The 13,314-nt window shown below is 70.9% G+C and carries 6 protein-coding genes and 1 pseudogene; all 7 read right to left on the reverse strand.

What is annotated here, in order from left to right:
- Positions 1-5: 5 nt before the first annotated feature.
- Entirely contained in the window at positions 6-983 is a 978-nt protein-coding gene (locus tag ACQ614_RS26860) for a hypothetical protein (RefSeq protein ID WP_431681293.1), read from the reverse strand.
- The gene (locus tag ACQ614_RS26865) at positions 976-2,718 is read right to left on the reverse strand and encodes a hypothetical protein (RefSeq protein ID WP_431681294.1); all 1,743 of its coding nucleotides are present in this window, start codon (positions 2,716-2,718) and stop codon (positions 976-978) included. Before ACQ614_RS26865 ends, ACQ614_RS26860 begins: the two co-directional genes overlap by 8 nt.
- On the reverse strand, positions 2,718-8,168 hold the full coding sequence (locus ACQ614_RS26870; RefSeq protein WP_431681295.1) for a DEAD/DEAH box helicase: 5,451 nt from the start codon (positions 8,166-8,168) through the stop codon (positions 2,718-2,720). The genes ACQ614_RS26865 and ACQ614_RS26870 overlap by 1 nt, the downstream gene beginning before the upstream one ends.
- Positions 8,165-9,142, reverse strand: coding sequence for a hypothetical protein (locus ACQ614_RS26875; RefSeq protein ID WP_359965542.1), 978 nt, complete (start codon positions 9,140-9,142; stop codon positions 8,165-8,167). Before ACQ614_RS26875 ends, ACQ614_RS26870 begins: the two co-directional genes overlap by 4 nt.
- On the reverse strand, positions 9,139-11,181 hold the full coding sequence (locus ACQ614_RS26880; RefSeq protein ID WP_431681296.1) for a hypothetical protein: 2,043 nt from the start codon (positions 11,179-11,181) through the stop codon (positions 9,139-9,141). The genes ACQ614_RS26875 and ACQ614_RS26880 overlap by 4 nt, the downstream gene beginning before the upstream one ends.
- A gap of 609 nt (positions 11,182-11,790) precedes the next feature.
- A complete protein-coding gene (locus tag ACQ614_RS26885; protein WP_431684034.1) occupies positions 11,791-12,411 on the reverse strand; it encodes a tyrosine-type recombinase/integrase in 621 nt (206 codons plus the stop codon).
- Positions 12,412-12,871: 460 nt separating this feature from the next.
- Positions 12,872-13,231 (reverse strand): annotated as a pseudogene (locus tag ACQ614_RS26890) (hypothetical protein); the annotation flags it as partial.
- Positions 13,232-13,314 lie beyond the last annotated feature (83 nt).

Here is a 13,314-nt window from a genome sequence, read left to right on the forward strand (position 1 = left end):
CCATGCTATTTGGTGCGGTGGTTCCCGGCAGCGTCGCGGTGCGGGGCGGCATGGGTGCGGGACAGGGGCGATCCGTCCGGCGTGCGGTCCTCCCGGGGGCGGTCCGGTACTGGTGCGGCCCCGGAAGCCCCTTCGGCAGCGGGCTGGGGCGGCCCCGGACGGGCGGAAGGCCCCTTGCGGTGCGGCTTCTTGAGCGCTCCCTGTGTCTTTGCCGGAGCGGGAGGGGCTTGCGGGTGCCGTTCCCGGTCAGGGTGCTGCTGGCGCTTCTTGCGGGGCGTCAAGCTCCTCGGCTGGTTCTCAGGCCGGTCACCGTCCTCGACCCGCAGCCAGCCGATTTCCACAACCCGGCCAGACTCCCGGTCGGTGTAGGCGGGGGCGACTACGGAATAGGCCGGGGCCTCGCTATCGCCGGTGCGGTCCTGGTCCGGGTTCACCAGGCTGAAGAGCGACAGATCCCCGGGCTCGGCGACCCGGACCAGGCCTGCTTTCGTGATCTCGTGGTCGATCCGTGCCTGCAGTGATGTCAGCTTCGATGCCTGGTGCGCGGCGCGGTCGATGACCGCTAGCTGGGCCAGGTGCATCTGCCGCGCGCGGATTCCGTCTACGACGGCTCCGCGGACTGCTTCGGTGAACTGGGGGACGAGACGGCGCGTGAGCTCAGTGCGGATCACGGCCGCTAGGTCGCCGTCCTCAGCGGCGGGCACCGACGCGGCGAGGGAGCAGGCGATCTGCTCGAGCTGCGTATCGATCACGGGGCGCAGGGATTCCGTGACGGATGCCAGCAGGGCAGCTGCATCGAAGGTGCCAGGAGCGATTTCCGGCAGTCGGCTCTCTTCTGTCCAGCGGCTGCGCTCGGAGCCTTCGGAGCGGACCTGCGGTTCAGAGATACGGCGGTCGGAGAGGCTGCGGCGGCTGCCGCCCCTTCCGGAACGTGCCGCCCCCTTGCTTCTGCGGTCGGCGCTTGGCGGGGGCTTGCTAGTCACGATGAGCTGCTCTCTGCTGGTCGAGGTCCGGAAGAACAGGAGGCTGGGACAGGAGGCCCGCGGCGGCCTCGATTATCTCGCGAGCGGCAGCTTCCCGTGCCCAGGCCCGGTCGGCCTCGGATGGGGGCTCGGTCAGCCGCCCCATCGGCTCGGCGGGGAGCTCAAGGAGCCGGCTGACGCCCGGTGGCACTGCCCAGCGGTGCGGGGCGAGGGGGAGCACGAAGCGTGCCACCTCCCCTTGCCCGCGCTCGGCGGCTTCGATGGCGTCCTTGGCCTGGTTGACCGCGACGTTCCCTGATTCGTCGAGTTCGCGGCGGAGTCTGCGCCAGGACTGCTTCCAGTCCGGTGAGGCGTCCTCGACACCCAGCACGAGGTAGGGGTTCAACGGCCCGTTGCGCTCGGAGCGGGGGCCGCTCTTCAGGTAGCGGCGGTTGCGCTGCAGTGAATGGGCGGCGGACTCGCCCAGTTCCCGGAACCGGGGCGGCCGGGACTCTGCATCGAGCTCCAGCCAGGACGCCGCCCTGCCGGGATCGTCCGCGGCCAGCAGGTAGGCGCGCACATTCCTCGCTTCCCACCGGACGGTCTGCGGTCCGTGCTCGAGCCGGTCGGCGGATTCCCAGGCAGCCGCCCGCATCCGCTCCGCGCGCTCCGTCTCGCCGTGGAGTCCGGCACGATGGGCATGGCGGATAGCCCTCAGCATCCTCCTGACACTGAGCCAGCCGGTGAACTGCCGCGAGCCGCCGCGGCCGTCGGGGGCCAGGCGCTCGAGGAGCAGCCAGAGCGAGCGGTCGGCAGCGAGATCCTGGCTCACATAGCCGGTCCGGCGTACCTCCCGGAGTTCATCGAGGAGCTTGCGCACACCCTGCGGGAGTCCGAACCACTCCTCGGTCACGGCTCCGGCGTCGGCCTGCTGCAGCCGGGACAGCAGCCGCCAGGAGTCCGGCCAGTCGGGCCCGGGCTCGGTGCCCGTTCCGGCTGTCCGGCGCTCGCGCTCCAATGGCCAGTCCAGCTGCGACAGCTCCTCGTCGGTGAGGGTGTCCGGGGCGAGCCGTGCCCGGAGGTAGACGGCCTGGGGTGAGCCGTCCGGCTCCGGGACCGCGGTGATCCACTCCTCGTCGACGAAGTCGTCCAGGACGGCGAGCGGAAGTACGGAGAGCAGTGCCTTCTGCCGGGTCTCGGAGATGTGGAACTCGTCGATGGACTGCTCGTCCTGGTAGACCTGCCAGGCGCTCCCGGCTGCCCCTGGTACGACGGCGGGCGTGCCTGCGAGCAGGGCACGTGCCCGGGCGGCAGCAGGCGGATCCAGGACGGGAATCCCATGGCCGTCCGCTTCGGTGAGCACAGCCACGCCGGCGACCGGTGCCAGCTGCGAAGCAGCCCGGATGATCTCCGCAGCCAGCTGGCGGGCAATCAGGTCCGGGGCGGGACTGGCATCTGGGGGCGGCCCGCCGAGGACGCGCCGGGCGAAAGCCAAGGCCTCCGCCCACGCCCCGGCGTCGGCGAAACCTTCGGGGACCCGCACAGGGTCCGCGGCCACGCTCCCCACCGGGCCGTGGCGCCGCTCGGCTGCCGCTGGGGACGCGCCGCGGCCCGAGCGCAGCGCAGGCCGCTCGCCGCGCTCGCGTGCTTCGGCTAGCGCTCTGCGCCGGGCCAGCTCACGCCGACGGAGCTCCTCCAGCTCGTCGGCGGGGCCGGTGGCGCCGCCGCCGTATATGACACCGGTGCTCTCCGCCATCACTCCTCCGCGAACCTGCGGACCTCGTCGATCACAGCCGCCGGGGTCCGGTCCAGGCAGTACGCGTCGACGAACGCCAGCCGGTCGGCGATGCCCGCATCGGACACCTCCTTCCGCAGCCGCTCCAGGCGCGGTGCCTCGCAGGCGGCGGTGGAGGATTCCAGCGGATGCTTGACTGCGACGGCGACGGGCTCGCCGGTGAAGTCCGAGGTGTGGACGCAGACCAGGCCGCTTCCGGTCTCCGCCAGGCGGACAGCGGGGTCCTCCTTCGCCCAGCCGCGCAGGAGTTCCTCGTGCCGGGACGGTTCCGGCTGGAGATCCCGGCCGCGCAGGGCGCCGACGAGGTCCCGGGCGAGGCGCCAGTCCAGCAGGGGGTGCAGGCGCATGTTCGTGTAGTCCCGGAGGCACGAGTAGCAGGAGCTGCTGCACGCCTCCGCGTGCCGGCTGTCCTCCCCGAACTGGGCGAGGTAGTCGTCCACCGCGTCGAGGAACCCGTTGATCTGGTCGGGCGCTCCCAGGTGGGTGCTGAAACCCGCGCCGTTGTCGAGGCTGTCGGCGAGGTAGGCCATGACCGGTGCCGCCACCGGTGCAGGGGAGCCGTGGATGCCGCTCAGCAGCTCATCAGGCTGGACGTCGAGGTACGGCGCGGCCGCGCGGCGCAGCAGGGCGGCGAGGGAGTACCAGGCGGCACGGCGCCCGTGGTAGGCGTCGGCGAAGCCGTCAGGCTGCGCGGAACGCGAGATGTCGAACCGCAGGCCCCGCCGCTCGTCCACGGCCGCCTTCGCTCCGAGGAACAGCATGTCGGTGTGCTGGGTTGCACCGAGGGCGGTCTGCAGGTCCGCGTCGGCCCTCGGGTTCTCGACGTGCCAGTAGCCCTTCCACTTGCCGGTGTCCTTGCGGAAGCGGAACAGCCTGCCGCCGTTGCTGTTGACCATGTAGCGGTCCCCGCTGCCGCAGTGCACCACCAGCCAGTCGTCCGCCGACCGCAGCACCCGGGGTGCGGTGTTCTCCAGATCGGCGGCGGTGCGCGTGCTGGTCGAACCGCTGCCCCAGTCGCGTGTGCCGTCGTAGTCCCGCGGGTCGGGTGCGGCACGGAAGCCGGCCGGCTCCCGGAACGGGACGACGCGGTAGTTCTTGCCCTCTGCGCCGCAGGCCGGGCAGCGGTCCGGGGGCTCGGCGCCGTCGGGCACCGGATCGATGTTGGCGCAGATCCTGCACATCGCCACCAGCTGCTCCGGGCCGAAAGGGTCCTCGGCGGCGTAGACCCGGCGTGCACCTGGGCTGAGCGAGACGATGCCTGTCGAGCGGAGCAGGCGGCCGTCGCGCGGGGTCTCGCTGCCGGGCGCGAATTTGCTCAGCGCCACGGCGAGATCGCGGTTGATCGAGTCTGAGGGCGGCCACGGGAATGGCTTGTCGGGGAAGCTGGAGTACAGCAGGCGCGCCCTGGTCGGGAACCCGAACATCGGCAGCAGCCCTGCCTCGGCGAGCCGCTGGCTCAGTTCGGCGTGGCCGACCCGCTCCGCGGAGACTGTGTCGATCCGGTCCAGCAGGTCGGCGATGCATGCCACCGGGTCGATCGAGGAGACTGCCTCGGGGGTGCGGGCCTGCAGGGCGGCGGCGGCCGCCCGGATGCGGTCGGGGTGTGCGGCGGTCCAGCTCCTGATTGCGTCACGGTGGTCCGCCCAGCCGGCTGAGAGGCCGAACTGGCCGTGGACGTTGTTCGTCAGCGACGGCGTGTCATCGGTGTCGGCGGCGGACAGCGCTTCGAAGGCCTGCCGCAGGACCTCGCCGAGCAGCACGCGCTTGAAGATCGCGGGCATTCCCAGCGCCAGGTAGGGCGGCGGCGTCGGGCTGTTGGTGATGGCCTCGGGGCGGGCGAAGTAGTGCTCGTCGTGACTGCGCCCGCGGCAGACCGTGAGCGCGACCGCGACTGGGCTGTTCCGTCGGCCGGCCCGGCCCACACGCTGCTGGTAGTTGAAGCGGGTCGGCGGCATGTTGGCGAGGAGCACCGTGTTCAGCGGGCCGACGTCGACGCCGGCCTCCATGGTGGTGGTCACCGACAGGAGCTCGAGCCCGTCGGCTTCCTCGACGTCGTGTTCGCCGAGGAAGACATCCTGGAAGATGCTCTGGCGGCGCTGGGCCTCCAGCCGGTCGGTCTGCCCGGTCAGCTCCGCCGTTCGCAGCGCGAAGTTCCCCGTTCCGTGCTCGGCCTTCCATGCGTAGTAGTCGTCGGCGAGTGCCCCCTCGAACTCCTCGGGCTGTGACGGGAGTTCGATGCGGCACTTGGTGCAGATCCCTGCGCCCGGGTGGAGGTGCGGGCGGCGGCAGCCAGTGCACGTCCAGACCTTGCCGATGCCGGTACGGAGCGCCACCTTCTCGGGGTTGATCACATACTCGACCACGGCGTCCTTCCAGATGCCGAGCACGCGCTCCCTGACCGATTCCAGGTCGGTGCCATCGCGGGTCGCCACCTCCTGCCAGAAGTGCTTCAGCGGAGCGGGCGGATTCTGCAGCCCGCTGCGCATCTGGTGGAAGCGGCGCATCTGGCCGAGGATCCGCAGGCTGGCCCGGGCAAGTCCGTCGTCGCCGCCGACGGCCGCCTCGACCGGTGCGCGGTCGTCCTGGAGGCAGAGCCACCCCAGCCCCAGGGACTCGAAGTCGCGTCCCGCGCTGGAGAAGAGCCCGTTCAGGAACTCGGTGCGCAGCCGCTTGCGGATTCGGTCCAGCAGCTCCTCCTGGGCCTGCGTCTCGGCGGCCGACTCCCGGTTGCGCTTCCAGTTGAAGAGCACGGTCCAGCTCTGCCCTGCGGAGGTCTGCTGCAGCGAGGCGGACGGGCCGCCGGGGTTGGTGCCGCAGCCGACGAGCAGCCCCTCGAGGTCGCCGGGGAGGGAATCGAGCGACGGGAGGTTGGCGAAGCGGCGCTCAAGATCGGGCAGCAGCTCCGGCTCGGCGTCGAGGTCGTCCGTCAGGATGGCCTTCAGCTTGCCCCAGTCGGCCGGATGCCGGTCGCGCAGCCGGAGCATGGCGGCCTTGGCCGCTGCGGGTTCGACCTGCTCGCCCGCGTAGTGGGCCTTTACCAACTGCAGGTCCGCGAACGGGTCGCCCTGCTCACGGACGGCCTTGGCGGTGAGCAGCCGCAGCAGGTCCTGGTAATGGCGCAGCGCGAGGCCGCTGGCGAGTTCGGACGCGTCGTCGCGGCTGTCAGAGAAGGCGATCGCCTTTCGTTCGTCCGCCGGGAGGTGGCCGAGTGCCTCGGTGGCGAGCACCTGGTTGATCTTGTCGAAACCGGTCCGCATGCGGCGCACCGGGGCGCTGCGGAGCCTGGCGGGGTCCTCCAGCGGGATGGGCCGGCCGTCGCGGTCCCGCCGGATCTCCCAGTCGTCGCCGCACGAGGGGCAGTGTGTCGGGAACGGCCGCAGCTGCGCGGGGTCGAGGACAGGCTCCCCTGAGTCCTTGCCGTCCGGCACGGTGATGTGGAACGACCAGCCGCTGTGCCCGACATCCTTGTTGACAAGGCGTCCGGTGGCGGGCTGGTATGCGCTGCGCCGGAACTCGAAGCCGACGCTGCCCCCGCTGTTCGACAGCCCGGCTGACCAGTCCGGCTTGTCCAGGCCGAGGGCCTTCGGCCTGGGCCAGTACACGATGTAGTTCGCCGCTGTCGGGACGCCGCTGGCCTCGTCCGGCAGCAGGTCGAGTTCGGGGAAGTCGGTGTGCAGCGCGCCGGTGAACCTCCGCTTCCGGGTGTCCTCAGGGCTGGCGTACCCGCCGAGCATCAGGTCGCCGCAGGTCTGGCAGTACAGCAGTTCCAGCACCCGGGCGCCGCAGCTGCAGCGGGAGGCTGGTTCGGCGAACAGGCGGCCGACCCGGCGGTCCTTGTCCGCCTCCACCGGGATGTCTGGGCACTGCGGGTCCGAGCAGGCCCAGATGCCGCCGATGTTGCGGAAGAAGAGGTGGGCCCGCAGCTTGGGCAGGTCGGGGTCCTCGGCCGCACCGAGCACCCGCAGCGCTCCGTGCAGGGCCGCCTCGCGCTGCTCCGGGGCCGCGATGCCCGGGAAGAGCTGCTCGGCGAGTGCGGAGATCCGCAGTGTCCGGGGCGTCCCGCCGGGGGAGAGCACGTGGGGGATCGCACCGCCGAGGCCGGTGGCTTCGGCCAGGCCGCGCGCCTGGTCCTGGCGCAGCTCATCGTTCGCGGCTGTGGCGAGGAGCTGCGCGTGGGCGGTCAGGTCGGTGCTGGCGCGCTTCGGCAGCAGGGCGGTGCCGGGGATGATCCTGCACCGGGACCGGGGGAGCGCGAAGAAGTCCTCAAGGAACGCGTCGTCGCGTCCCTCCTCCAGCGACGCGGAGGCCGCCAGTACCCGGAACTTCTCCGGGGCGGAGTCCAGCCCGAGTCGGTGCCGCAGGTTGCGGAGCAGGTACGCGACCTCGGTGCCGGCCGTGCCGCGGTACATGTGGAGCTCGTCGAGGACGAGCGTGAACCGGGCGTCCGGCGTGGTCTCCAGCCATCGGCGGGTGGCCGCGAACAGGCCTGCCTCCTGCGGGCGCAGGAGCATGATGTTGAGCATCGAATAGTTGGTGACCATGACGTCCGGCGGTGCGGCCTGCATGTCCCAGCGGCTCTGCATCTCCGCCCCGCCCAGGCGGGGGATGAACGCGTGGTGGCGGCTGTCCGCGCGCTGCTCGCGCGCGTCCAGGGCCCGCAGGTACTCGCGCAGCCTGGCCGCGGCGGGTGCGGACGTGCTGGCGCCCGGTACGGGTGTGGCGCCGGTGTAGCGGCCGAAGTAGAAGCGGTGGCCGTTCCGGTTGGCGTCGAGCCATGTGCGGGCCCCCTCGCCGTCCAGTGCCTTGCGCAGCCGCATCATCTGGTCGTCGGCGAGGGCGTTGGTGGGGTAGAGGATCAGGGCCCGGACTGCCGCGAGGTGGCCGTTCTCTCCCGTGCGGCTCGGGCGGTACTCGTCCTCTCCTCGCCACCACGTGCTCTGTGCGGCGCGGGTGCCGGTCCAGGAGGCGGACTCGGCGACCAGGTCGGCCAGCACCGGCAGCAGGAACGCCTCGGTCTTGCCCGAGCCGGTTCCGGCCGTGACGACGAAGTCCTTGCCGTCCCGGCAGGCCGCCACCAGAGCTTCGTGCTGGTGGCGGTAGAGGCTCGATACCCCGTCGGGCAGTGCGAACCGGGCGAAGCCGGCGGCTTCCGGGTGAGCTGCGGCAGCGGCGAACGACTCGGGGACGGTCATCCCGCTGGCCTCGTACTGGGGGCGCAGCTCGATCAGCGGCTCGCGCCAGGCGCCGTTGTCGCGGTCCAGCAGCAGGCGGCGCTCCTCCATCACCGAGACGTCGTCGACACCGAACGGGGTGTCGTAGTAGCGGAACAGTGCCCGGCGGAGATCGCCGAAGGTAGCGATTACGTCGCCGGGTGCCGCACTTCCGGTCGAAATGCCCTTGTCGGCGCTCAATGTGCCCTCCCGGGTACGGCCGCCAGCGGCGGCAGGATCTCCAGGTCCTGTAGCAGCGAGGCAGCCACGGCCTCGGCCAGGACTTGCGGGACGTTGTCGTAGGCCAGGGTCTGACCCTGGCTTCCTCTGATCGGCGGCAGACCCGTGCACAGCACGGCAGCACGGGCGTGGAGCGGCGGCAGCGGGGAGTTGCAGTCCACGAACAGCCGCCCGAGACGGGCACGTCCTTCGGCCGCCTCCGGGCGCCAGCGCACGGCGTTCTCATGGTGGCGGGCGAGTTCGAGGTAGATACCCGTCTCGTGTTCGGTCCGGGTGAAGCGGCCGTCGCGCAGCAGCCGCACCAGCCGGGCGTGGTCGGCGCCACGCCAGCGGTACAGTCCGTCCTCGGTGTGCGAATCGGCCGGGACGAAGCGCCGCGAAGCAAGGTCGTAGCGCTCCACGGTGTCCAGCCCGGCGCCGCCCGGAGGGGCAGCCTCGGCCCCTGTCTGGGCAGGCGGCAGGAGCGCGGCCAACTGGAGTGCCGCACAGGGGACGTAAGCGGCCCCGATGCGCGCGGCCAGCTCGTCCAGCCGTGCTGCGTCGTCGTACTGGACCATCAGCGTTGCGGGCAGCGGCACGGCCCTCTCGCGGGTCTCGCCGGGGATCTCCAGCAATTCCAGCCAGTCCGCAGCGGCGGACCCGAGGGCCGCACGCACCGCCGCCGTACGGGCACCGGTGATCAGTGCCAGACCGTCGGAGAACGGCAGGCGGGTGAGGACCAGCGGAGCGGCGGACCACCGGTCCGCCCGGATGTCCGCATCCAGGAATCCGAGCGAGGACACGGCGCGCACCCATTCCCAGTCCGCGTACTCGGCGGTGTCGATGCCGTATGCCCGCACCGTGCTGCGGACACCCTCCCGCAATGTCGTTACCGAACCGCCCTGCCGCTCGCTCAGCCAGCGCAGCAGCAGATCGCCGATCGTCTCAGTGCTCACCGGGCTGCCTCCTCCGCCGCGTGAACGTAGGCGGCCCACCTCGAATCCGCTGTGCAGTCCCTTGCCGCGAGGACCGCCTCGGCCCAGGTGCTGACGTTCGGCGACGAGGCCGGCTCCGGGATGCCGGGGCTGACGGCGCGCCCGCGCCAGCGCCCGGCGCGGCGCTCCAGCAGCCAGCCGCCGACATCGTGCAGCTCAACCTCGAACAGGTACGGCGCTGACGCCTGCGGCAGCCGCTCTGCCAGCCAGGTGGGCGGCTCGGGAGCGGTGATGCGCCACAGCCTCCCGTCGGAGGCAGCGAACAGCAGCTCGTCGGCGCCCCGGCGGCTGAGGACCACTTCGGGGACAGCACCAACCCGGTGCCCGGCGCAGTCCGCCCCGGACAGCGCCTCCCCGCTCCCGCACACCGCCGGGTACGCCGAAGCCTTGAAGCCGGACACCTCGAATCCGCAGCGGCGCTCCGCCGCCGCAGGGACGGGGAGCCCCTCGGCCGTGGTGAACCGGACGGCACTGGCACCGAGTGAGACCGTGTGGACGCCAGCGGGAAGGCCGAGCCCCGCCAGCGGCACCAGACCGCCGAGGGCCCTTGCCCCGTTCAGCTCCGGGCGCGCGGTCCCGTCGACGAGGAGCGTCTCCGACGCGTCGTCCGGGATGACAACGGAGGGCTCACCCCCGACGAGATAGAGCTGCCGCTCCAGTACTGGGGCGAGGCGTAGGCCGCCGACCAGCCGCAGGTCGAATTCTTGGGTGGGCCGCAGTGAATCGACGGCGCCCTGGATCTCACTGACGGCCCGCCGCAGTGTCACGGCACTGTTGAAGACCACTCCCGTGTGGACGGCCCAGCCCTCAGGGACCCACGGCAGCCTCCCTCCCTCCCTGGGTCGGCCTGGAGACGCGGCCCGGTCCAGGAGGCGCCGCACGTCCGACTGTGCCTCAGGCGCCGCCAGCACTATGTATTCCTCACCGGGGACAAAGGCGCTGGCACTCACCCAGGTGCCCAGGACATCGTCGCGCCCGAGCGCCAGCACGGGTGTCGGCGACCGGTTCAGCGCTGCCTCATCGGAGCTGGCGTTCAGCCAACGGTTCAGGTTCCGTGCATCTGGCACGCCCAGCCCGTCGACCGAGTAGTAGGCGGTGTCAGCGAGCCGTTCCAGGAACACTCCACCGGAAAGGCTGATGTGCGGCGCCCCCGCATTTGGGACGCGAGCGAGCCAGGACAGCCTGCCGGCCTCGAACTTCACAAGCAGCTCGGTCCGCCCGCTGCCGCGGCTCGCCTTGACTGCCGTGCTGTCCCAGGAAACAGCGAGTTTGCCCAGGAGCCGGGCTATGTGTGAACGGAAATCGGGAACCTTCTTCGCCCGTCGGAAGCCGGCCGAGAACCTGCTGTCCCAGCCCCACTGTTCCAGAGTGGCCAGCAAGGTCTCTCCGTCAAGGGGCCAGGCGCCGGAGTTGTGGCTTCGCAGCTTTGCGAAGATCTCCGGAAGTGCCTGCCGGTCGCCGCCGTTCAGCAGTGCCTGGGACAGCGGGAAGCCGATCCTCGACTGGTTGCGCGGCAGGTCCGCGGCGGCGGGGATGGTGCAGACACCACGGGCCGTGCCCTGGCTGTGCTGCCACCGCGCAAGGACCTGCCACATCTGTGACACTGCTTCGAACTCTTCACCGCGAAGGAGGTCTTCACGGTTAGTCAGCAGCTCGGAGAAGCGGACGTGATAGGCGCTCGCCGGGTGGTGCCCGTCATTCACCATCCTCGTTGCCGCGAGCACGGAGGCGGCGAGCAGTGGCAGGAACGCAGGGATCGCTTCCTTGTCTTCCTTCCACTTCCGCCAGCGGTATGTCTCCACTGGGGCGTAGGGCCGATCCGTGCCAGAGTTGAGGAAACGGCCCACACACTCGGCTAGCGGCACACCGATACCGTAGCGCTTCCGGAGCTCCCGCTCGACATCGTCATCGACATAGAACAAGGTCGGGCGGCCAGCCTGCGCTGAGCCGAAGAATTCGTCCTCCAGCGCCTGCTGCCACGCCTGGTAGGGGAGGTCCAAACTATCCTCACGAAGTGTGCGGTGTTGCTGACTTCAAGTCAGCGCTGGTGCTCATCAAGCCTATCGCGCGAGGGTACTGCGATGTGTCCCCAAGCGCGGGCTAAACGGTGCGTCCGGGTGCGGGCCGCCTCAAAGCTCAGTCGTGACTGGGTGTCGTCCGGGTGCCGAGAAAGACCAGGTTGGCGAGAGCGGCCATCGGGCCGGTCGGGAGTTCGACGGCAAGCTCCCGAGCGTAAGCCGCCGGCCCTGACGCCCCGCACGACAAGCCCTCCGCGGGTGGCTCTGACACCGATCAGCTGGGGCAGTCGGCACCGGGGCGGACTACTGCGAGGGCTGATCCAGTTCGCGCGAGAAGGGCACGGCAGCGCGGGGAGTGGTGACGGCGCCCTCAGGTGAGTCCCGCGTAGCCGAGGTCGGCCGGACCAGCCTCCTGCTTCCGCGGCTTGAGGCAGATCCGGGTTGCAGCCAGCCGGGGGACTGCCAGGGACCACGCGCTGCGCACCACCACGCACCGAGGTGTGCTTCGGTCAACGGACAGCGCGTGCTGTCTACGGTCTGACGTGCAGCGATGCACATCGCCGGGCGACTGGGGGTCAAGGGGTCGCAGGTTCAAATCCTGTCGTCCCGACTTGCATAACCGCAGGTCGTAGGCCGTTTCCGCAGTGATGTGGGAGCGGCCCTTTTTGACGTTTCGTCGGCTGATGGTCGCATTGTGGTCGCATGTGCCGCCTTCATGCCTTGAACGGTGCGGGACCAGGATTCAAGCAGCGGCAAGCGCGCGGAGCTTGAAGCTTGTCGGGTGCCGTTGACGCTTTCACTGTGGTCGCGGTGTGGTCGCAGCCAGGTGGGCCAGCGGTGGTGTGCGGCCGCGCGGTCGGCCTGGCCGAGGACGGCGGCGATGGTGTCGACGGCGTCGCTGGCCGCTTTCCGGGTGAGGTGGTGGTAGATGTTCGCGGTCGTCGAGAGCGTCGAGTGGCGGAGCGTCTTGGAGACCGTGATCAGGGGGACGCCGGCGGTGATGGGCAGGGTGGCGGCGAGGTGGCGAAGGTCGTGGACGGTGACCTTCGGGACTCCGGCCTCGGCAGAGAGCCGACGCAGGCGGTCCAGAACGCGCTGCGGCCGGAGCGGTTGGCCGTCGGGTTTGCAGAAGACCAGGCCGTCGGGCGGGATGGGGCCCTGGGTTATGGCGTGGTGCCGGAAGACGGTGGCGACGCGGGGTGAGATGGCGATCCAGTTTTTTGCTGCTGCGGGTCTTCGGCGCGGTGAGGACGGTGCGGGCGTTGTTGATCGAGGAGAGCGTGTAGCGGACGTAGAGGACGTGCTGGTCGAGGTGGACGTCCGCCCAGTGCAGACCGAGGACCTCGCCCCGGCGCATGCCGGTGCCGATCAGGACCTCGAACAGGTCGGCCAGGAACGGGTCGGCCCGGTGGCAGTAGCGCAGGAAGCGGGCGGCCTCGTCGGCGGTCCAGATCCGGCGTTCGGGGGACGCGGGGCGCTGCAGCACGCTGGGCCGCGCGGGGTTGCGGGGAAGCCGGTCCTGTCGGACGGCGTCACCGAGGGCGCTGGAGAGGGTGGCGAGGCAGCGGTGCAGGGTGAATGGGCCGCGGCCATGGGCGAGCTGGGTGCGGGCGAAGCTGGCGATGTCCCGACGGGTGAGCTCGTCGAGCTTGATGTGCCCGAGGTTCGGGACGAGGTCGTAGGTGACGTAGTCCCGGTAGCGGATCAGCGTCGTCGGCTTGAGGGTGAGGGCCTTGGTGCCGAGCCACGTGGTGAGGTAGTCGGCGACGGTCTGGTTGGGGTCGGCGTTGTAGCCGCCGTCCTGGGCGTCGAGCACCCGGTGGAGGGCGGCGCGGGCGGCTTCCTTGGTGGCGAAGCCGCCGCGGCGGAGGGTGTGGCGACGGTCGGGGGAGGGGAGGTCAACGGCGAAGGTCCAGGTGCCGTGGTCGGGCTCGGTGGTGAGGCGGGGGCAGCGGGCGCCGAGTTGCTTCTGCTGGAGGTCGCGGCAGCCGCATCGGCGGTAGACGCGGCCGGTACGCGCGGAGGAACGCATGGTGATCACATTCCGAGGGCGAGCGGTTTCGTGGTTCCTCCAGTCTGGGCACACTTTGCGACCACGGGTGATCGTTTAGGCTC

Source organism: Kitasatospora dryopteridis (assembly GCF_050749075.1).
GTDB lineage: Bacteria > Actinomycetota > Actinomycetes > Streptomycetales > Streptomycetaceae > Kitasatospora.